A 19,834-nucleotide genomic window follows, 5' to 3' on the forward strand; every position below is an offset into this window, starting at 1 on the left:
CAGCGTGGCGGCCCGCCCCCTTGTTCGTGTCCTTGTTATTCGGCCTTGAGGGCGTCGCGGAGCTTGACGCGGGCGCCGGTGCGCAGGACCGCGTTGCGGTAGATCCTGCTACCCAGCCACAACACTGCGGCCAGTGCCGCGATCGTGATCACCACCGCCATCGCGACCTGCCAGGCCGGAGCCAGCCCGAGCGCGGCGCGGCCGGGCATGATGATCGGCGAGAACGGCGGAATCAACGACAGCCATTCCACCCAGGGACTCTGCGGGTTTCCGGTCAGCAGGTTGATCCCTACGACGAACGCGAGTACCAGCGTGAGCACCACCGGCGTGATGACGGAGCTCAGGTCCTCCTGCCGGGACACCAGTGCGGCGGCGGACGCGAGCATGGTCGCCACCAGGAAGAAGCCGAGCACGTACCAACCGAGCGCGGACATCAGCGTTCCGAACGCCACACCCTGGATCGTGAGGACCCCGGTGGCCGATGCCGCCACGAGCCCGAGCGCACCGACGACCACGAGCTGGATCAGGCCCACGAGCCCGACACCGAGGACCTTGCCCAGCAACAGCTGCCACGGCCGTACTGTCGAGAGCAGGATCTCCACGACCCGGCTCGACTTCTCCTCCACGACACCCTGGGCAACCAACTGCCCGACGGTCTGGATGGAGAAGAACAACAGGAACACGACGGCGAAGGCGAGCATCATCCGCTGCCCGCGCTCCGGGTCGACCGGCTTCAGCGTCTGCACCTCGACGCCGGCCGCGGCGACCTCCCGGTTCACCTTGTTGACGTCCAATCCGGCCTCGGCGAGCTGTGCGTCCAACGCCTGCTGCCGGGCGACACCGTCCAAAGCGGACCGAAGTGAGTCACCGAGACCGTCCTCGACGATCACCTTCAACGCACCGGGTGCACCGGCCACCAGTGCGTCGAGCTTGCCTTCGGACACCAGCCGTTCGCCGCTCCGCACGTCGGGCACCGACTGCGTCTCGACGTCTTTCCCCATCGCCTGCAGGCTGTTCTTCAGTGGCTCGGACACCACAGTCGCCTGACCGGTGAAACCGATCGTGCTCGTGTTGCTGCTCTTACCCATGAAGAACATCAAGCCGGCGTACAGCGCAATGACCAGGACGAGGGCCAACGTCCCGAACAGGAACGCCTTGCTCCGGACACGGGTGTTCAGCTCCCGGCGACTGACGAGCCAGACGGCGCGGGCCGGGCTGAGCGGGGTGGGCGGCGTCATGCGGCGGTCTCCTCGGTGACGACGTTGCGGAACAGCTCGCTGAGCGACGGCCGGTGCGGTGCGAACTCGCGGACCGGGCCGGCGTCCTGCGCGGCCCGCAACACCGCTTGGTCGTCCACGCCCTCGGACAGCTCCAGCACGACACTGCCGTTCAGCTTGTCGACCACCTGGACGCCCTCCAGGGCCTCCACCCAACGCGGCCCGGCGCCCTCGACACGAACGCGAACCCGCGCGGGTCCGCCCTCGTGCAGCTCGTCCACCGTGCCGCAGGCGACCATCTGTCCCTTCCGGACGATGCCCACCCGGTCGCACAGCCGCTCCACCAGATCCAGCTGGTGGCTCGAGAACACCACCGGCACGCCGTCGTCGCACTTCTCCCGCAGAACCTGGCTCATGACCTCCACCGCCACCGGGTCCAACCCGGAGAACGGCTCGTCCAGCACCAGCACCTCGGGCTCGTGCACGAGCGCCGCGGCCAGCTGAACCCGCTGTTGGTTGCCCAGGCTGAGCTTCTGCACCTCCTCCTGCCGGCGTGCGCCCAGTCCCAGCCGCTCGATCCACTCGCCTGCGGCGCGCCGGGCGGCAGCGGCGGACAGTCCGTGCAGCTCGGCCAGGTACACCAGCTGCTCCGCGACCTTCATCTTCGGGTACAGGCCCCGTTCCTCCGGCATGTACCCGATGCGGCGCCGCGTCTCGAACGTGAGCGGCGCCCCCTTCCACCGCACCTGTCCGGAGTCGGCGGTCAGCACGCCCAGCGCGATGCGCATCGTGGTCGTCTTGCCGGCGCCGTTGCTACCGACGAAGCCGAACATCTCCCCCGCGCGGACCTCGAAGGTCATCTCGCGAAGAGCCACGACCTCGCCGTAGCGCTTGGAGATCCGGTCGACCTCCAGCAGCGCGTCAGGCACGTCATCCCCTCCTTTTCCGTGCTCGTCACAGCCGGTGACCCGGCGGTGACATCCCCAGTCGCGCCCCATCGTCTCCGAACCGGCCCGCCGATGCGCCCCCTGGGGGGAAGGAGGAACCGCGCGGCGTGGAGAGTTGCGCCACACCGGCACGCAACGTGGTCGGGCGATAACAAGTCTGGTGTTCAACGGGTCACGGAAAGGTCACGAATCACCTTCCGGGAACCTGATCCGGACACCGTCCATCTGATGGGGGACTGACGACTGGGAGGGCAGGCATGCATCCGGACGAATGGCTCGCGCAGTACGACGCGAAGCTGGCCGAGGCCAAGCAACGGGCGGACCAGGCGAGTAGCCGTCTCGCCGAGACGAGCGCCGCGGCCAGCAGCCCCGACGGGCAGATCACGGTGCGCGTCAACCCCGGTGGCGCACTGACCGACATCCAGCTGGGCCGTGGGGTCCGCGACCGGGACCCGGAGGAACTGGCCCGGGCGATCATGGACTGCTACCGCAAGGCGCAGCGCTCGGCGGCCGGCCAGATGGTGCAGGTGATGCAGGAGTTCCTGGGGGACACCGCCGCCTTGGACCACGTGAAGTCCCAGCTTCCGCACGGCTACGCCGGTGACGGGCAGGACGAGGAGGAGGCGGACCGCCCCGGCCGCCACTTCGATGACGACGACTTCGGCAACAACACCCTGATGAGGTGAGCATGTCCGGCCTGCTTAACACCGACCCCGACCAGGTGCGGGAACACCAGAAGGCGATCAAGGAGCTGGCCAAACGCGCCCACACCGCCACCGAGGCGGCCGGAATCGCGCTCAACTCCAACGCCTTCGGCATCTTCGGCCAGTTCCTGGCCATGCATGTCATTGCAACCGGCGAGCTGGCCAAGGGCGTGCTGGGCGGCACCGCGCTGACGCTGGACGCCGTCGACGGGGGCCTGGGCCTGACCGCCGAGGGCTACGAACTCGTGGAGAACGTCAACGAGAAGCTGTTCGGGGAGGGCGGCCGGTGACCGAGAACAACCTCGTCGCACAGCAAGAGGACAAGTACTCCTCGCCAACGGCGGGAAGCGGCGCCATCGACAGCGTGTTCACCGCCAACGACAAGGTGAAGGACGGCGAGTGGGCCGAAGGGCTGATCAATGCCGGTATCGGTGGCATCGAAATACTCGCCTTGGCCGCCGATCCGCTCGCCGGGCTGGCAGCAGCCGGAGTTGGTTGGGCGATCGAGCACGTACCGTTCCTGCGTGAGCCGTTCGACGCGCTGATGGGCTCTCCGGAGGCCATCAAGGCCGTCTCCCAGACCTGGCAGAACATCGCCGGAGAAATGAAGAAGATCGCCGACGACTACCGTTCGGCGGCCAAGGGCACCGAAGGATTCTGGGACGGTGCCGCAGGAGGCGCCTACCGCGGGATGGCCGGAGCACATGCCACCGGCGTCGAGGGCGTCGGAGCTCTCGCCGATGGAATGGCCGGCGCCGTGGCGGGCGCCGGTAGCGTGGTCGCGGCGGTCCGGGCGATCGTCCGTGACCTGATCGCCGAAGCGGTCGGGAAGATCATCGCCAAGGCCATCGAGTGGGGTGTGGCGGCTGTCGCCACGGCGGGCCTTGCACTCGGCGGCGCCATCGCCGACATCATTGCCACCGCGGTCGTATGGGCCAACAAGATCAGTAAGTTCATGAAGCGCCTGGGCACCGCGCTGACGAACCTGATGAAGCGACTGGACGACCTCGGCAGCGGCGGCAAGGCGGCGAGGGAGGCGATGGAGAAGTTCGTCCGTAACGCGCAGAACCCCGGCAAACTGGACTTCGGTGACTTCGGGCCGAACATCCACGGCGATCTGAAGCTGACCTTGAAGAAGCCCACGTTCACGCCCGGTGCCGACAGTGGTGTGACCAAGCTGGGCCTCGAGACGGCCCGAGAGTCGGCCAAGATCGACAACACGCTCAACCCGCCTCAGGAAGAGAAGTGACATCCGGCAAGCTAGGTACGAACAGCTGAGAGGATGACGCGCTGTGCGGTACCTCTTCCTCGCCGGCCGGGCCCTCAGGATGGTGCTCGGCCTGTGTCTCGCGTTGCTGGTGTTGCTGCTCGGCTTCACCTTGAGTACGTGGGCGGGTGAGACGGCGTCCAACGGCAAGCGTGGATCGGCAACCGTGGAATCGTGCGAGTCCGAAGGGCCGGTGAGTACCCAGGGACTCGGCTACTGGCGCCGCTGCCAGGTCTCGGTGGCCTGGCAGGACGGAACCCGGAGCGAACACAGTGTGAGTTCCGGGCAGGGGTTTCATGATGCGCCGGTAGGCAGCGCGATCGAGGTGCGCTACGCCAGGAAGACCTCGAGTCTCGACAGGTACGTCATCCAGGCCGAGGGGCCGTCATGGTTCCGAGAGGTGATCGTCGGCAAGGGCCTGGGGCTCATTGGTGGCTTCGTCGGTGCTGGAATCACCGCGTTGTTCGCGCTCGTGCAGCTTGTTCCCAAGCACAGGCGCCCCTCGTTCCGCAAGCTGTGGCGGGAAGCCGAGGAGGAAGAGAAGCGCAAGGAGGCCGAGGGGAAGGCGCGGGTCGCCCAGGCGCCGCCGGTGCCGTGGCGGCAGCCGGAGCAGCCCGGGCAGGAGAAGCCGGACCGCCGTTCCTGAACCGCTCAGGTGAGGACGCCGGCGAGCGTGCGGGCGACCAGGTCCGACACCGCGGGTTCAGCCGCCCGGCGGTCAGCGTCGACCAGGCCGATCCGGGTGCGGCGGTCCAGCACGTCGCCGGCGTCCAGCGCGCCCTCGTGCCGCACGGCCCACACCACCTCGGCGGCCGTCACCGGGCAGCCCGCAGCCACCGTCTCGGCAAGGTCCGGGTCGATCTCGGCGAGCGCGGACAACCGCGGCGCCTCCATGCCGTACCGGGCGACAAGGCGTTCTTCCGCCTCCACGGTCGCCAGCCGGTCGTGCGGTCCGGCGCCGACGAGCGGGACATGGGCGGTGCGCGACGGGCCGGCGATGAGCCCGCGGCGTTCGATCGCCGTGTCCACCGCATCCGCGGCCATTTTCCGGTAGGTGGTGAGCTTGCCGCCCACGATGGTCACGACACCGTCCTGCGAGGTGAGTACCGCGTGCTTCCGGGAAAGATCAGCCGTGCGATCCGATCCGGTGTCCAGCAAGGGGCGCAGGCCCGCAAACGTGCCCAGCACCTCGGAACGAGGGATCCGTTGGGACAGCGCCGAGGACGCGACCGCAAGCAGGAAGTTCACATCGGACTCGGGAACCGCCGGTACCGCGGGAACGGGTCCGGTCACCGGCTCGTCGGTCAGCCCCAGATACACCCGCCCATCCTGTTGCGGCAGAAGGAAAACGAACCGGTTCCGCTCGCCGGGTACGGGCACCATCAGCGCCGCACCGCCAACCCCGATCGCCTTCCCGTCGAGCACGAGGTGGGAACCGCGGGACGGGCGAAGCCGCACACCCGGCACGAGTTCGTCGGCCCACACGCCGGTCGCGTTCACCACCGCCCGGGCGCGCACCGTGAACCGTCGCCCGGTGCGTTCGTCCTCGGCATCGGCACCGTCACCGGTCAGTTCGGTCACCCGGGCACGCGTGATGATTCGGGCACCGAAACCCGCCGCGGTGCGGGCAAGCGCCACGACGAGCCGCGCGTCGTCGACGAGCTGGCCGTCGAAGGAAAGCAGACCACCCCGCAAACGGGTACGGCGCAAGCCGGGCACCAGCGCCAACGCCTCGGCAGCCGGCACTCGCCTCGGCCGTGGCAGGACCTTGCTCGGTGTGCGGGCAGCGCGGCGCAGCCCGTCACCGGCAACCAAGCCGGCGAACAGCAGTGCCTCGTCCCTGGGTCGCAGCTCCGGGTGCAGCGGGATGAGCTGGGGAAGCGCGCGGACCAGGTGCGGAGCGGTGCGCGTCATCAACACACCTCGCTCGACCGCGCTCTCGTGCGCGAGCGCGATGTCGCCGTGCGCGAGGTAACGCAGCCCACCGTGCACGAGCTTGCTCGACCAGCGGGACGTGCCGAAGGCAAGGTCGTTCGCCTCCAGCAACGCCACGGACAGCCCCCGGGACGCGGCGTCCAGCGCGACCCCGGCGCCGGTGACACCGCCCCCGACAACGAGCAGGTCGACCGGTGCCCCGTCGGCCAGCGCCGCCAGCTCGGCCGCCCGGCGCCCGGCGTTGAGCGAGGTGGCACGCAGGGAGCCCGCGGGTAGGGGAGTGGTCATCGCCGGCCCTCCTCGGGATCGGGACGCAGGGCGGCGTCCAACTGGTGGGTCAGCTCGGCCAGCAACTTCTCGACAGCGATGCCGTCGGAGCAAGCTGGGCGTTGGGACAGCACGACCGACTGGGTGGTGAGGAAGAGCAGCCGGGCCTGTGCGGCGGGGTCGCTGGCGCGCACCGAACCGTCGGCGTGGCCCGCGGTCACCTGCTCTCGGAGGAACTGCTCGGCGAGCCGCTGCGTGCTACCGACGCGCTCGACGAGATAGGGGAGGAGCAGCTCCGGGTCGATGTCGAGCACCGTGCGCAGCAGCGGGTCCGCCATCAGTCGCCGAACCGCGGCGACGGCTCCCGTGACCAGCCGCTCACGTGCGCTCGCACCCGCCGGCACACTCGCCGCCGCGATGTTGAGCAGTGCGCCGAACTCCCTGGTCATCAGCCCGGCGACCAGGGTCCGGACGTCGGGGAAGCGCCGATAGAGGGTCATCCGGCTCACCCCGGCCCGACGTGCGACGTCGGTCAGCGTCGTGCGGCGGACCCCGACGGCCAGCACACACTCCCGGGCCGCGTCGAGCAGGGCGTCGTCGTCGACCCGGTTGGCTGGGACGCGGGTGACCGGGGCCACTGCATCACTGTGACGTTGAGACGTCATGTGTCACACTGTAGCGGTGACCGAGGGCATCGACCACACCCTGCGGGACCGGTGGACCCCCTCCGGGGAGGCCACCGCGCTACCCGGACACGCCACCCGGTGGCTCCGCGCCCGCACGGGGCTGGATCCGGCCGACACCCCTGCCGCCCCGGCCTCCGTGCTCGCCGTTGCGGACTCGGCGCTGTCCGAGCCGGCTCGCGCCGCGCTCGCCGAGGTGGTGGGCGAGCCGAACGTGTCCACCGACCGCCAGGCCCGGCTGGGACGGGCCGGCGGGCTGTCCTACCTGGATCTCCTCCGCAGGCGCTCCGGTGCCGAACTGGCGGTCCCGGACGCCGTCGTGCTTCCGAACAGCCCGGCGGAGGTGCAGGGGGTCCTCGAGGTCTGCGTCGAGCACGACCTCGCCGTCGTTCCCTTCGGTGGCGGTACCTCCGTCGTGGGCGGGGTGACCGCCCTGCGGGGTGACAAGCGGGCGGCGGTCGCGCTCGATCTGGCCCACCTGGACCAACTGGTCTCCGTTGACCCGGTGTCCCGGATCGCCGTCCTGCAGGCCGGTGTCCGCGCCCCGGAAGCGGAGCGCCTGCTCGCGGCGCACGGCTTCACCCTCGGCCACTTTCCGCAGTCGTTCGAGCGCGCGACCATCGGGGGCTTCGCCGCGACCCGGTCGGCCGGTCAGGCGTCGTCGGGATACGGCCGGTTCGAGGACATGGTCGAGGGCATCCGAATGGCGACCCCGAGCGGGGAATGGCGGCTCGGCGCCGCGCCCGCCTCCGCCGCCGGCCCCGACCTGCGCCAGCTCGTGGTCGGCAGCGAAGGTGCCTTCGGTGTCATCACCGAGGTCACGGTGCGGGTGCGCCCGGTGCCGACCGCGCGTCGGTACGAGGGTTTCGTGCTCGACGGCTGGGAGCGCGGCGTTGCCGCGGTCCGGGCCATGGCACAGTACCGGGGGCTCGCCGATGTCACCCGACTGTCCGATGTGGACGAGACCGAGGTGTCGCTGGCGCTTTCCGGTGGCCTGAGGACAGCGGCGTTGCGGGCCTACCTCAGGGCGCGCCGCGTCCGGCGGCCGTGCCTCCTCATCCTCGGCTGGGAGGTGGAGGACGGGCGGGAGCTGGCGTGGAAGCGCATGGCGTCGCTTCGCGTGCTCCGCGAGTTCGATCCGGTGACGTTGGGTCGGACCGCCGGTGAGTCGTGGCGGCACAAGCGGTTCGCCGGTCCACGACAACGCGACGCCCTGCTCGACATCGGCGTGTGCGTGGAGACGCTGGAGACAGCCACACACTGGTCACAGATTGCGGCGTTGTGGAGTTCGGTCCGTGGCGCTCTCGTGGGCTCCCTGACCACCGAGAACCGGTGTCCCGTCGTGATGTGCCACATCTCGCACGCCTACGAAACGGGCGCCTCGCTCTACTTCACAGCGATCGTGCCGCGCGATCCGGTGGATCCGGTCGGCCAGTGGCAGCAGGCCAAGGCCGCCGCCTGCAACGCCATCGCCGCACACAACACGGCGTGGGGCGGCCCCACCGGCACCATCACCCACCACCACGCGGTCGGTACCGACCACCGGCCGTGGCTGGAAGGAGAGATCGGCGCGGTGGGTGCCGAGGTGCTCGCGGCGGTCAAGGAACGTCTCGATCCCACCGGCATTCTCAACCCCGGGAAGCTCGTCCCCGGCTGCGACCAGAACGGGGGACGAGCCAACTCCACCTGAGATCTCCTCGGTGACAGGAACGGCAACACGGACCGGGCCCACTCGCTCCACCGGAATGCTCAGCGGGTGGTGGAAGACGTTGTCCGGGTAGTGCTTGCGCCCTTCCCAACGTCACTGGCGATAACCGCTGAGGAACTGGCCGATCCGGGTGATGGCGGCTTCCAGGTCCTCCACGTGTGGCAGGGTGACGATGCGGAAGTGGTCCGGCCGCGGCCAGTTGAACCCGGTTCCCTGCACCACCAGCAGCTTCTCGGCGAGCAGCAGGTCGAGCACGAACTTGGCGTCGTCGCGGATGGGGTGCACCTTCGGATCGAGCCGGGGGAACGCATAGAGAGCGCCCATCGGCTTCACACACGAAACGCCCGGGATCTGGTTCAGCAGCTCCCAGGCGCGGTTCCGTTGTTCCAGCAGCCGGCCACTGGGCAGCAGCAGGTCGTTGATGCTCTGGTGCCCGCCCAGAGCCGCCTGGATCGCGTGCTGCGCCGGCACGTTCGGGCACAGCCGCATGTTGGCCAGGATCTCCAGGCCGTCGATGTAGCTGCGGGCGTGCTGCTTCGGGCCGGAAACCGCCATCCACCCGGACCGGAAACCCGCGACGCGGTGGGTCTTGGACAGCCCGCTGAAGGTCAGGCACAACACGTCCGGTGCCAGCGAGGCCGTGCAGGTGTGGGTGGCGCCGTCGTAGAGGATCTTGTCGTAGATCTCGTCGGAGAACAGCACAAGGTTCTGCCGCCGGGCCAGCTCCACGAGCTCGACGAGCAGCTCACGCGGGTAGACGGCACCGGTCGGGTTGTTCGGGTTGATCAACACCAGCGCCTTGGTCCGGTCGTTGATCCGGCCGGCGATGTCGGCGATGTCCGGCAGCCAGCCGGCCTGCTCGTCGCACAGGTAGTGCACCGGTCTCCCGCCGGCCAGCGTGACCGCGGCTGTCCATAGTGGATAGTCCGGCGCCGGAATCAGCACTTCGTCACCGTTGTCCAGCAACGCCTGCAGCGACAGCACGATCAGCTCGGAAACACCGTTGCCCAGGTAGACGTCCTCGACGTCCAGACCGGTGACACCGCGCGCCTGGTAGTGCTGCACCACGGCGCGCCGGGCGGGGAGGAGGCCCTTGGCGTCGCTGTAGCCGGTCGCGGAGGACAGGTTGCGGACCACGTCCCGCAACACCTCGTCCGGTGCGGTGAACCCGAACGGCGCCGGGTTGCCAATGTGCAGCTTGAGGATGTGGTGCCCCTCCTCCTCGAGCCGCTTCGCGTGCTTGAGCACCGGACCGCGGACGTCGTAGCAGACGTCGGCGAGCTTGCTCGACTGCGTGATCTGCATGTCGGTGCCTTCCTCCCAGGGGCGCTGCTTGGTTCTACCAAGTGTCCACTTGGAAAGTCCAACCGGGTGGGTAGGCTGTCGGCGTGCCGCGTCGCAGTTACGACCAGTTCTGCCCGATCGCCCGCGCCCTGGACCACCTCGGCGAACGGTGGACGCTGCTCGTCGTGCGCGAGTTGCTCGGGGGTGCCCGGCGCTACAGCGAGCTGCTCGCCGACCTGCCCGGGGTGAGCACGGACGTGCTGGCCGCGCGGCTGAAGGAGATGGAGCGGGACGGTCTGGTCGCCCGCCGCCGGGCCGGCCGGTCGCCGGCCCACGTCTACGAGCTGACCCCGGCCGGCCACGAGCTGGGCCCGGTGCTCACCGCCCTCGCCGGTTGGGGCGGTGCGCGGCTCGGCGAGCGCCGCTCGACGGACTCACTCCGCACCCACTGGCTCGCGCTTCCCCTCGCCGGGATCCTCCGGCCGTGCCTGGGCGACGCCGGCACGGCCGAGGTGCGGGTCGGTGACGCATCCCTGGTCCTGCGGTTCGAAGGCCCGAGGACCAGCTACGTCGACGGCCCGGCAGGGCAGGCCGACGTGGTGGTGACGATGGACTCCGAAACCGCCACCGCCCTGGTCACCGGCCGACTCGCCTGGGCCGACGCGGTGGCGACGAATCAGGTGATGGTCCACGAGAGGGTACCGGCCTAGTTGTGGCCTAGTTGCGTGAGTAGCCGTGTGTCAGTACCGGATCGACGTGCTCACCCGACACCGCACAGCCGCTTGATGCGGGCAACGACACCACCGCCAGCGCCGATCCGAGGAGCCGCGAGCCGGTCGTTGATGACGGATCCGTTGACCAGTGACAGCCCGCCCACAGATCCTCGTCCGGAAGGTGCTTTCGCTACTCCCGGACCTTTCACTGTCCACATCGCACTGCTCTGCCGGGTGCGGTGCTACCTGATGGACATCCCGCCCCGTACGTCGATGCTGGTGACCCCCCTCGGGCTGGAACACCTGCCGCTCGGCGTCACGGACGTCACCCGGAACGTCACCGAGTCATTGGTGAACTCACCGCCCGTCACGGTGCCAGCGGCCGTTCGCCCTCCGACGTCGAGCCGATCGAGACGCAGTGCGGATGTTTTCCCGTTGTCCCAGGCGACGTTCGCGGGCACGCTGGCCTGTCCGCGCCTGCAGTCGACGGTCGCGCTACCGGAGCCGGTGACGGTTCCACCACGGATACCTTCGTTGCCTGTGCACCCGCTCATCTCGCCGTTCGCCACCATGACGCGCACTTCGCGCTGGTTGTCGGTGACGCCCGGTGCGAACTCGAGGACGGCGGTGAAAGCACAGTTCAGGCGAGGATCCTCGGGGCTCGCCGTGGCGGAGACCGGCAGTGCCGCGACCATCACGACGGCGATCCCCACGGCCAGCAGCTGTCGGAGTGCGGAAGCCATGCGTCCCTTCCCTTCACCTGACCGTCGCCGCGGTGCTCTCCGGCGATGACGAACCGCCCTCGGTGGAGAGTGGACCCGACCCGGGTCGCCGGCCATCGGGAGTAGCCCGCTCCGACGAACACTGATCGGGTGATAACGCGCGATGGCCCGGCCACAGGGGCCGGGCCATGTTCCGCGCTCACCGGGCTGACCGTGGGAAACGGCCGCGCACCGGTGCCATCAGGCGCGGTCGGCGAGCTTCACGACCATCTTGCCGATGTTCTGCCCGCGCATCATGCCGAGGAAGGCGTCGGCCGCGTTCTCCAGGCCCTCCACCACGGTCTCGCGGAACGTGATCTTCCCCTCGCGCAGCCAGCCCCCGACCTCGCGCAGGAACTGTTCCTGCAGGTCGTCGTGGTCGCCGACGATGAACCCCCGGACCGTCAGCCGGTTCCGGACGATGTTCTGCAGGTTGCGCGGTCCCGGCGGCGGCTCCACCGCGTTGTACATCGAGATCATCCCGCAGGCCGCCACCCGACCGAACGTCCGCAACGCGCCGATCGCGGCCTCCAGATGCTCGCCACCCACGTTGTCGAAGTAGACGTCGATCCCGTCCGGCGCGGCCTTGCGCAGCTGCTCGTGCACCGGGCCATCCTTGTAGTTGAACGCCGTGTCGAAGCCGAGCTCCTCCACCAGGAACTTGACCTTCTCCGCGCTCCCGGCCGAGCCGATCACCCGGGCGGCGCCCTTCAGCTTCGCGAGCTGGCCGACCAGCGAGCCGACCGCCCCCGCCGCGCCGGAGACGAACACCACATCGCCCTCGCGAAGCTCGGCGATCCGCAGCAGGCCCGCGTACGCGGTGAGACCGGGCATCCCGAGCACGCCCAGGTAGGCGCCCAGCGGCGCGGCGTCCGGGTCGACCTTGGCCGTGCGGGCCGGATCGAGCAGGGCGTAGTCGCGCCAGCCGAGGGCGTGCAGGACGACGTCACCGGGACGCAGGGCATCGGACTCGGACGCGACCACCTCACCTACGGCGCCACCCTCCAGCGCCTTGCCGACCTGGAACGGCTCGACATAGGAGGGCCCTTCGTGCATCCGGCCCCGCATGTAGGGGTCCACGCTCATCACCAGGTTGCGGACCAGCACCTGGCCCGGGCCCGGCGCCGGCACCTCGGTCTCGACCAGGTCGAACGTCTCGGGGGTCGGCCAGCCCGTGGGCCGGTGGGCCAGCCGCACCTCGCGACCGGTAGTGGGCAGCGACATCGCAGCCTCCGAAGGAGCTAGTTTGTCATCGACTGACAAAAGACACTATATGCCTGAAGGCAGGTGCTGACATAAGGCAGACTGGGCGGGTGAGTGTGCGAGCCGAACCAGCCAGCCTGCGGGAGCGCAAGAAGCAACGCACCCACGCGGCGCTCGTCGACGCCGCGGTGCGGCTCTTCCGGGCCCGGGGCTACGACGCCACGACCGTGGAGGAGATCGCCGCCGCGGTCGAGGTGTCGCCGCGCACCTTCTTCCGGTACTTCGACGGCAAGGAGGAGGTCGCGCTCGCCCCGTTCGTCGAGTTCGACCGGCTGCTGGTGGACGCGCTGGCCGACCGGCCGGCCGCCGAGCGACCACTTCCCGCGCTGCGCGCCGCCTACGAGACATCGCTCACCCACCTGGCCGGCGACCGTGGCGTGCTGGACCGCTTCCTCACCGCGCACTTCCTCACCGGCCAGACCCCGGCACTGCTCGCCGGCCGGCTGCGCCGGCAGGCCGACACCGAGCGGCTGCTGGCGGCCGAGATCGCCCGCCGCTGCGGCACCGGGGACGACGACGTCCGGCCGCACCTGCTCGTCCAGCTGGTGTTCGCGGCGGCCCGCGTCGGGTTCGAGACCGGGTGCCGCCGCGGGGTGCTCGACCAGCCGGAGAAACTCGCGGCGAGCGTGGTGCACGCCCTCGACCTTGCCACCGCCGGGCTCACCCGGCATTGGGGCGAGCCCTGGGCCTGACCGCCGCCAGACAGGATCAGGGGTCGGCGCGGTCACACCGCGGAGCCGGAAACCGGCACAACTCACCTCCGTCGGATCCGCAGGAACGGCCGGGCGTGCAACGCGTCGTCCAGCGCCTGGCGGGCGCGTTCGATGCGGCGGTCGAGCACGTTGAGGCTGGGTGGCCCGGCGGCCTCGTCGAGGGCAGCGACCTCGGCGGCACGCTGCGGCGCCAGGTCCTCGATCCGCGGCAGCGGCTTGATCTTCATCCACCGCTGCTCCCACAGCGCGGCCACGGCCGACTCCCACTGCGCGCCGGCGATGACCCGCACCAAGCGCTCCCGCTCACCGGCGTGCAGCAGCTCCTGCCGGGAGCGGGCGACCGCCCGCTCCAGCTCCGTGGCCCGCTCCCGGTCCCGCTGCCGCTCGCGCTCCACCAGCTCGGCCACCCGTCCGGTGATCTCCTTGTACCGCTGCGCCGCCGATCCCGGGCCCGTCACAGGTCCTCCTCACCCCACTCGACCCCGTTTCCCGCACCGAAAGGGATGACCACCTCAGGGCGGGTGTGCGCGAACCGGTCGAAGAACAACCCCCGCCCCGGCCGCGGCGACCAGCCGATCAGCTGGCCGGCGGCCAGTGCGGTCAGCTCCGTGCCGTGCACGTCGAACGCCACCCACGCCCCGATGTCGTCCAGCCCACCCAGGCTGAAGGTCGACTTCAGCCGCTGTACGCCGCGCCACCAGCCGACGGTGTGGGTGCCCAGCTCCGGGCCGTGCCGGAGCACCTGGCGCAGACTGTCCACACCGGACTTCAGCGATCCCGGTTCCTTCTTCTCCAGCAACGACTGCGCGGCATCCACCGCGTACAACACCAGGTAGTGCGGGCGGTCCCGATCCCCGCCGGAACTGGACAACCGCGCGGTCAGGCGCTCTGATATCTCGTCCAGGAAGCCTCGGATTCCGTCCAGGTCCACCAGGTCGGCGTCGTGCCCGGACTCCTTCAACTCCCGCTGCAGCCGCTGTCCGGGACCGAGCGCATCGTCGACCAGACACGCGATGGTGAACAGTGCGTCGCCGGGACTGTGTTGCCGTGCCAGGGACAGCGCGGCAGAGGCGAGGACGCGACCCGCGTCGCGCACCGCGGAGCCCAGGGTGGCCACGTTGCGCCCGGGGCTGCGCGCGAGGGTCGTCCTCGCGGCGCTCCCGGCCACGTCGATGACTTGCCCCAGCAACACGACGGGCGCCTGACGCCGGCCGGGCTCGAGCGCCCGGAAGTCCGCCAGCTCGGCCAGGTGGGGAACGTGGCTGCCGTCGAACAGCCGGGGCTCGGCCAGCCCGGGATGCCGGGCCCGCCACAGCTCGGCCTGCAGGACGTCGAAGGTGCCCCGGCGGGTGGCGTCAGGGATGCGGGCCACCTGGTTGCCCAGCCGGACCCCGGACTCGTGGTTGACCACGGCGTGCCGGCGCGGCAGCTCCATCGCCACCTCGTTGTTGTCCGCCAGCACCCGCCGCGCCTTCGGCAGCGCCACCCGCAGGATGAACTGCTCGAAGATCGCCGGCTTTCCCCAGAACGCCTCGATACTGGACACATCCTGGCTGGACAACACCAGGTGGATTCCCTGCGACCGCCCGCGCCGCGCCACGTCCTCCAGCAGCGCCACCGCCCGGCTGGTCACCCCGTCCCGCTCGGCGAACAGGTACTGGAACTCGTCGATCACGGCGACGATGCGCGGCCAGCGCCCCGTCGGGTCCTCGGCCCGCAACTCCTCCAGCTTCGTCACCTCGTGCTGCTTGGCCGCGTCCGCCCGCCGCCGCATCTCGTGGGTGAGGAACCGCAGCAACGCCAACCCGAACTCGCGGTCGGTGTTGACGTTCACCCCCACCAGGCGGGCATGCGGCAGCCAGCTCGGATCCTTACGACCCGGCGTGAACTGGGCGAAGGAGACACCCTCCTTGAAGTCCAGCAGATAGAGCTCCAGCTCGTCGGGGGAGTAGCGGGCGGCGAGACCGCCCAGCATCGCATAGAGGAAGTTCGTCTTGCCGGACCCGCTCGGCCCCCCGACGAGAACGTGTGGCGACGCGTCACCCAACGTCAACCACACCTGCTGGCCGTCGTAGTACCCGATCGGCGTCTGCAGACCTGTCGTGGACCTGGCGTTCCACCGCTCGCCGGGCAACAGGTCCGTGAAGGCGCAGACCCGGCTCCGCCGCTGGATCGCGTCCTCGGTGATCAGGCCGACAGCCCGGGAGGTTCGCTCGCGCGGCGCCGGTGGGTCGATGTACACCGTGGCGTGCGGGCCGGTCATCGTGCTGCGACCCCTGTTGCCCTCGGCGAGCTCGATTGTCTCAAGAGGACTGTTCACCGTGATCGGAATGTCCACAATGATCAGTTGGATGCCGCAGTCCAAGCCGTTGCGGGCAATTCGCTGCAGCTTCTGCTGCGCATCATCCTTGAGACGCTCGTGGTTGCCGAAGAGAACCGCGATCCGCCACGGTTCGGTGCGCCGGCCCGTCGCGGCCTGCAGCGCACGCAACGAGGGGTGCCCGTCCACCAGCACGCTGGTGTGGATCCGACGGATGTGCTCGGCGAGATCGTCGAGAAGCACGTTGAGCTGGGTCGGGTCGTGCACGGTGAGCAACCCGGAGCGGGTGAGCGGGTAGAGCCCCGGCAACGCCCCGGTGAGCTGGCCGACGTCCCACACGTGCACCTGGACGCAACCCGGCTGGAAGTAGCTCAACACGCGCAGCAGCAGCCCCTCGATGAGCCCCTCGGCCGCCACGCGACTGTTGTGGTTGGTGCTGACATACAGGTGTGCGGCGTCCAGGAACGGCACCGCCAGCGGGAACTCCTCCCGCGTCGGCGCATGGTCCACCACCGCGGTGCCGACCCGCCACAGCTGGGGAACCGGCGCGGTGGCCTCGGCCCGCCCCACCTGCGCGAGCCAGCTCTCCCACGGTTGGCCGGCGGCGCCGGGCGCGGACCGGGCGACCAGCTCGGCGAGCTCCACCGGGGCGTGCCCGGTCCAGCCGGCGAACGCCCGCTCCCGGTCGGCCAGTGCGCGGCGCAACACCGGAGCCAACACGGGGTTGTCGCGCGCGGCGGCGAACCGGGGATCGGTGCGAACGGTGTCGACCCCCTCCTGCCGCACCCACAGCTCGAACACCTCCCGGGCATGGCGCATCGCGGCCCTGGCCCGTTCGGTCGCGGCGGCGGTCAGCGATGTCGCCACCGCGGTGCGGAACTCCCCGAATGCCTGCTCGATCCGCCTGCGCCGCTCGTGACGCCTCTCCACGACCCACCTCGCCGCTCGTCGCCGGGCCCGGGCGGGCGCGCCCCGGCACCCGTGATCAAGTTATCCGGTGTGGTCGGACCGCGCCCGTCACAGTTGGCTGGTGTAGGCGTCGAGGCTGGCCAGCGTCGTGGTGATCACTCGCAGCGCGTCGTCGAGACGGTCGCGGGCCGCCGGCAGCTCGGGTGGGGTCAGTGGTTCCGGGTGATACCGCCCCACGTCGGCGAACACCCCGTGCGACTCCGCGAGCAGCGCCTGCGCCGACCGGGCGGAGGAGTATGCCTCGCACAGGTGTTGCCGCACCCCCTCCAACGCCACCCGCAGCTCCGCGACGGAGGACACCGTCACAACCGGTTCGCGTAGCTCTCGGCGCTGGACATCGCGGAACTCACGCTCTGCTGCACCTCGTTGATGCCGCGCAGCGCCTGGGCGAACATCGCGTTGATCTGCTCGGCATCGCTCTGCGTGCTGCCCTCGGCAGCCGCGGCGAACGCGGTCTGGGCCTGTTCGATCGCGGTCGCCGCCTGCTGCAGGGCACCGATGCTCTCCGATGCCTTGTCGTTGGCAAGGGAGATCCCGGCCCGTACCTGCTCGACGCTCGCCATCTCGACCCACGCTCCCCGACCGCGACCCGTGGTGGCTGGGCCGCATCGATTCCGACGCTAGTACCGCCGTGCCCCGGCGCAAGCGAGATCGTCTCATCGGGGGTCCCCCTTACCCCGGGCAGGGGCAGCTCGCGCAACTAGTAATAAGTTTCCCGACTTTCGTTGCCTTGTGCCATACGGTGACAGCATGATCACAATCCGTCGACCGCATCGTCGGCGGAAGGGACGCTTCGACATGCGTAAACGCCCCACGTTCACGCGGATGGCGGTGGCCTGCGCGGCGGTTGCCATGCTCGCCACCACCGGCCAGGCCAGTGCCGAGCCGGCCACTACGGCTTCGCCGGGGTCATCACCCCCGGAGCTGATCCACGTCACCGGGACGGACGAGGACCCCGTTACTCTGGCCACCCGGCTGGCCGAGCGCGGTTTCGACGTGGTCGGCCGCGAGGGCGCCGAGGTGGTCGTGCTCGGCACCGACCGGACCCGGGTGGAGTTGGGCCGCGAGGGCGCCAGGACCGTGCGCAGCCGGCCCGTGCCCCGGGCCGCCGGCACCAACGAGCGCGGCCGCTATCCGCTGCCCAGGCGGCTTTCCGGGCGCGAGTACCCGACGTACTACGGCGGCTACCGGACGGTGGAGGCCTACCACCGGTTCGTCGCCGACGTGGCGCAGCGCTACCCCGACCTGACGCGCCGCGTCGAGTACGGCGACTCCTGGAAACGTTCCCGTGACCTGGGCGCGGGCAACGACCTGGAAGCCCTGTGCATCACGGCGACGGCGCCGCTGGGTTGCCGGACCCGCCCCGAGTCGGCCAAGCCGCGGTTGCTGGTGATGGCGCAGATCCACGCCCGCGAGGTCACGACCAGCGAGATGGCCTGGCGGCTGGTCAGCCACCTCCTCGACGGCTACCGGACGGACCCCGAGGTGACCGCGGTGCTGCAGGGCACCGAGGTCTGGGTGGTGCCGCAGGTGAACCCGGACGGCATCGAGACCGTCCAGGAGGGCCTGGCCAGCGGCGACGTGAGCATCACCAGCAAGGCGTGGCAGCGCAAGAACCTCAACGACACCAACTCGGCGGAGCCGTGTTCCGGGCCGTGGCAACGCTCCCAGGAGGGCATCGACCTCAACCGCAACTGGGACAGCCACTGGAACCAGACCGGGGTCTCGCGGGAGCCGTGCTCGCTGGTCTACAACGGTCCCGAGGCCGCCTCCGAGCCGGAGGTCTCCAGCCTGGCGGGGCTGTTCGAGCGCCTGTTCCCCGACCAGCGCGGGCCTGGCGAGGACGATGCGGCCCCACCCACCACGCGTGGTGCGATGATCACCATCCACACCTACGGCAACCTGGTCCTCTTCCCCTGGGGGACCAGCAAGGACACCAAGGCACCGAACGACGCGGGCCTGCGCTCGATGGCATTCCGCATGGGCCACTTCAACGGGTACGAGGCCGGGCAGCCACCGGAAGTGCTGTACCAGTTGTCCGGGTCCACCGACGACTGGGCCTACGACAAGCTGGGAATCCCCGGCTTCACGTACGAGATCGGCTCGGGTTCGGGCGACTGCGGCGGGTTCCACCCCGCCTACCGGTGCCAGGACGCCTTCTGGGAGCTCAACCGGCCCGCGCTGATGTACGCGGCGAAGGTGGCACGCCAGCCCTACACGATGGCGCAGGGCCCGACGGTCTCGGACGTCGTGGTGCAGCGTTCCCACGGGCAGTGGGCCGCGGTGACCGCCGAGGCCGACGATGACGCCTACGGCAAGGAGGGTGTCGCCCGGCCGGCGGCCCAGAAGGTCGTCGAGGCCGAGGTGTACGTGGGCCGGGCGCCCTGGGAAGGCGGCCGGGCACAACGGATCGACGTCCGCGGCGATGGATCCACTGTGGACATCGGTGGTGTCTTCAACACTGTTGGCGACATTGGCTGGCACAGGCTGATCTACGTTCGAGCCAAGGACGCGGACGGCAACTGGGGCCCGGTGACCACCGCCTGGCTCCCGCCCCGCGTGACCGACTGAGCCATGGCTATGGGGGAGGGGCTCCGGACCGTGGTCCGGAGCCCCTTCTGCTGCCCCAGAGGGGCCGCGCGGTCTTGCGTTACGTGCTGTCTGCGCGTTGACCCTTTGGCTCGCTCGGATTTCGGGCGGATCCCATCCGACGGGCAGGCCGGCACCGGGCGCGACTGCTCCGGAGTAATCTTCTTGAGGCGCTCGTCCCGGATGTAGGTGTCGACCTTGTCCAGGTACCGATGCTGGGCGCGCAGCTCCTCGGCCCAGACTCGTCGCGGGGAGGGATATTCGCGCGGCCGGACAGCTGAGCGTGCCCGCTCCGGCCGTGCGGAGCGGGCCTCGCCGTCAGTTCAGCGGGGGTACAGGACTATCCGCCCCTGATGGCGCGGTCAGAACTGGTCGATCGAGACGTGTGCAATTTTTCCCCGACCACACGCGACGTACCTGAAACCACACCCCTTAGAGCGTGTCTCACTTGGTGAGTCTCTTGTAGCAGGTGAGGGCGGCGGCCAAGGTCAGAA

19 protein-coding genes are annotated in these 19,834 nt (G+C 70.0%); 8 read left to right on the forward strand and 11 right to left on the reverse strand.

The annotated features are described in order from the left end of the window. Positions 1-35: 35 nt before the first annotated feature. Together IEY55_RS25390 and IEY55_RS25395 are read right to left on the reverse strand one after the other, a co-directional pair. Complete coding sequence (locus tag IEY55_RS25390) at positions 36-1,238, reverse strand: ABC transporter permease (RefSeq protein WP_189061063.1); 1,203 nt, start codon at positions 1,236-1,238, stop codon at positions 36-38. Beyond that, positions 1,235-2,146 carry an ABC transporter ATP-binding protein gene (locus IEY55_RS25395; protein ID WP_229686751.1) on the reverse strand — a complete coding sequence of 304 codons (912 nt, stop codon included), beginning with the start codon at positions 2,144-2,146 and terminating at the stop codon, positions 1,235-1,237. Before IEY55_RS25395 ends, IEY55_RS25390 begins: the two co-directional genes overlap by 4 nt. 275 nt (positions 2,147-2,421) lie before the next feature. Between IEY55_RS25395 and IEY55_RS25400 the strand changes: the two genes are divergently transcribed. The 4 genes from IEY55_RS25400 to IEY55_RS25415 are packed head-to-tail and all read left to right on the forward strand — an operon-like array spanning position 2,422 to position 4,781. After that, on the forward strand, positions 2,422-2,850 hold the full coding sequence (locus IEY55_RS25400; RefSeq protein ID WP_189061065.1) for a YbaB/EbfC family nucleoid-associated protein: 429 nt from the start codon (positions 2,422-2,424) through the stop codon (positions 2,848-2,850). A 2-nt stretch (positions 2,851-2,852) separates the two neighbouring features. After that, the gene (locus IEY55_RS25405; RefSeq protein WP_373290058.1) at positions 2,853-3,158 is read left to right on the forward strand and encodes a type VII secretion target; all 306 of its coding nucleotides are present in this window, start codon (positions 2,853-2,855) and stop codon (positions 3,156-3,158) included. Next, on the forward strand, positions 3,155-4,117 hold the full coding sequence (locus tag IEY55_RS25410; protein ID WP_189061067.1) for a WXG100 family type VII secretion target: 963 nt from the start codon (positions 3,155-3,157) through the stop codon (positions 4,115-4,117). Before IEY55_RS25405 ends, IEY55_RS25410 begins: the two co-directional genes overlap by 4 nt. Before the next feature lie 43 nt (positions 4,118-4,160). Further along, positions 4,161-4,781 carry a DUF6346 domain-containing protein gene (locus tag IEY55_RS25415; RefSeq protein ID WP_189061068.1) on the forward strand — a complete coding sequence of 207 codons (621 nt, stop codon included), beginning with the start codon at positions 4,161-4,163 and terminating at the stop codon, positions 4,779-4,781. 5 nt (positions 4,782-4,786) lie between these two features. Here IEY55_RS25415 and IEY55_RS25420 read toward each other — a convergent pair whose 3' ends face one another. Both IEY55_RS25420 and IEY55_RS25425 read right to left on the reverse strand, forming a co-directional pair. Continuing rightward, a complete protein-coding gene (locus IEY55_RS25420; RefSeq protein ID WP_189061069.1) occupies positions 4,787-6,358 on the reverse strand; it encodes a glycerol-3-phosphate dehydrogenase/oxidase in 1,572 nt (523 codons plus the stop codon). Next, entirely contained in the window at positions 6,355-7,002 is a 648-nt protein-coding gene (locus tag IEY55_RS25425) for a TetR/AcrR family transcriptional regulator (RefSeq protein WP_189061070.1), read from the reverse strand. The genes IEY55_RS25420 and IEY55_RS25425 overlap by 4 nt, the downstream gene beginning before the upstream one ends. 16 nt (positions 7,003-7,018) lie before the next feature. Here IEY55_RS25425 and IEY55_RS25430 point away from each other — a divergent pair, with 16 nt between their 5' ends. Next, complete coding sequence (locus IEY55_RS25430) at positions 7,019-8,710, forward strand: FAD-binding oxidoreductase (protein ID WP_189061071.1); 1,692 nt, start codon at positions 7,019-7,021, stop codon at positions 8,708-8,710. Between the two features lie 111 nt (positions 8,711-8,821). On the opposite strand, the gene IEY55_RS25435 is transcribed toward IEY55_RS25430, so the two are convergent. Beyond that, positions 8,822-10,033, reverse strand: coding sequence for a pyridoxal phosphate-dependent aminotransferase (locus IEY55_RS25435; RefSeq protein ID WP_189061072.1), 1,212 nt, complete (start codon positions 10,031-10,033; stop codon positions 8,822-8,824). A gap of 83 nt (positions 10,034-10,116) precedes the next feature. Between IEY55_RS25435 and IEY55_RS25440 the strand changes: the two genes are divergently transcribed. Then, positions 10,117-10,722 (forward strand): winged helix-turn-helix transcriptional regulator, encoded by a 606-nt coding sequence (locus tag IEY55_RS25440; RefSeq protein ID WP_189061073.1) that lies wholly within the window; start codon positions 10,117-10,119, stop codon positions 10,720-10,722. 245 nt (positions 10,723-10,967) lie between these two features. Here IEY55_RS25440 and IEY55_RS25445 read toward each other — a convergent pair whose 3' ends face one another. Further along, positions 10,968-11,468 (reverse strand): hypothetical protein, encoded by a 501-nt coding sequence (locus IEY55_RS25445; RefSeq protein ID WP_189061074.1) that lies wholly within the window; start codon positions 11,466-11,468, stop codon positions 10,968-10,970. 219 nt (positions 11,469-11,687) lie between these two features. Continuing rightward, complete coding sequence (locus IEY55_RS25450; RefSeq protein ID WP_189061075.1) at positions 11,688-12,710, reverse strand: NADP-dependent oxidoreductase; 1,023 nt, start codon at positions 12,708-12,710, stop codon at positions 11,688-11,690. A gap of 89 nt (positions 12,711-12,799) precedes the next feature. Here IEY55_RS25450 and IEY55_RS25455 point away from each other — a divergent pair, with 89 nt between their 5' ends. After that, entirely contained in the window at positions 12,800-13,441 is a 642-nt protein-coding gene (locus tag IEY55_RS25455; RefSeq protein WP_189061076.1) for a TetR family transcriptional regulator, read from the forward strand. 62 nt (positions 13,442-13,503) lie between these two features. Here IEY55_RS25455 and IEY55_RS25460 read toward each other — a convergent pair whose 3' ends face one another. The 4 genes from IEY55_RS25460 to IEY55_RS25475 form a co-directional block, all read right to left on the reverse strand. Continuing rightward, positions 13,504-13,920, reverse strand: a complete 417-nt coding sequence (locus IEY55_RS25460) for a hypothetical protein (protein ID WP_189061077.1) — start codon at positions 13,918-13,920, stop codon at positions 13,504-13,506. Continuing rightward, a complete protein-coding gene (locus IEY55_RS25465) occupies positions 13,917-16,712 on the reverse strand; it encodes an FtsK/SpoIIIE domain-containing protein (protein WP_189061078.1) in 2,796 nt (931 codons plus the stop codon). The genes IEY55_RS25460 and IEY55_RS25465 overlap by 4 nt, the downstream gene beginning before the upstream one ends. 87 nt (positions 16,713-16,799) lie before the next feature. Continuing rightward, a complete protein-coding gene (locus tag IEY55_RS25470; RefSeq protein WP_189061079.1) occupies positions 16,800-17,051 on the reverse strand; it encodes a hypothetical protein in 252 nt (83 codons plus the stop codon). 2 nt (positions 17,052-17,053) lie between these two features. Continuing rightward, entirely contained in the window at positions 17,054-17,314 is a 261-nt protein-coding gene (locus IEY55_RS25475) for a hypothetical protein (RefSeq protein WP_189061080.1), read from the reverse strand. A 235-nt stretch (positions 17,315-17,549) separates the two neighbouring features. Here IEY55_RS25475 and IEY55_RS25480 point away from each other — a divergent pair, with 235 nt between their 5' ends. Continuing rightward, positions 17,550-19,322, forward strand: a complete 1,773-nt coding sequence (locus IEY55_RS25480; protein WP_189061081.1) for a M14 family zinc carboxypeptidase — start codon at positions 17,550-17,552, stop codon at positions 19,320-19,322. Positions 19,323-19,834 lie beyond the last annotated feature (512 nt).

This window comes from Longimycelium tulufanense (genome assembly GCF_014645795.1).
GTDB lineage: Bacteria > Actinomycetota > Actinomycetes > Mycobacteriales > Pseudonocardiaceae > Longimycelium > Longimycelium tulufanense.

Excerpts from the sequence above, each read along its gene's own strand:
- IEY55_RS25435 (WP_189061072.1), bottom strand. The coding sequence starts at position 10,033 with ATGCAGATCACGCAGTCGAGCAAGCTCGCCGACGTCTGCTACGACGTC.
- IEY55_RS25475 (WP_189061080.1), bottom strand. The coding sequence starts at position 17,314 with ATGGCGAGCGTCGAGCAGGTACGGGCCGGGATCTCCCTTGCCAACGAC.
- IEY55_RS25450 (WP_189061075.1), bottom strand. The coding sequence starts at position 12,710 with ATGTCGCTGCCCACTACCGGTCGCGAGGTGCGGCTGGCCCACCGGCCC.
- IEY55_RS25445 (WP_189061074.1), bottom strand. The coding sequence starts at position 11,468 with ATGGCTTCCGCACTCCGACAGCTGCTGGCCGTGGGGATCGCCGTCGTG.
- IEY55_RS25390 (WP_189061063.1), bottom strand. The coding sequence starts at position 1,238 with ATGACGCCGCCCACCCCGCTCAGCCCGGCCCGCGCCGTCTGGCTCGTC.
- IEY55_RS25420 (WP_189061069.1), bottom strand. The coding sequence starts at position 6,358 with ATGACCACTCCCCTACCCGCGGGCTCCCTGCGTGCCACCTCGCTCAAC.
- IEY55_RS25480 (WP_189061081.1), top strand. The coding sequence starts at position 17,550 with ATGCGTAAACGCCCCACGTTCACGCGGATGGCGGTGGCCTGCGCGGCG.
- IEY55_RS25400 (WP_189061065.1), top strand. The coding sequence starts at position 2,422 with ATGCATCCGGACGAATGGCTCGCGCAGTACGACGCGAAGCTGGCCGAG.
- IEY55_RS25425 (WP_189061070.1), bottom strand. The coding sequence starts at position 7,002 with ATGACGTCTCAACGTCACAGTGATGCAGTGGCCCCGGTCACCCGCGTC.
- IEY55_RS25405 (WP_373290058.1), top strand. The coding sequence starts at position 2,853 with ATGTCCGGCCTGCTTAACACCGACCCCGACCAGGTGCGGGAACACCAG.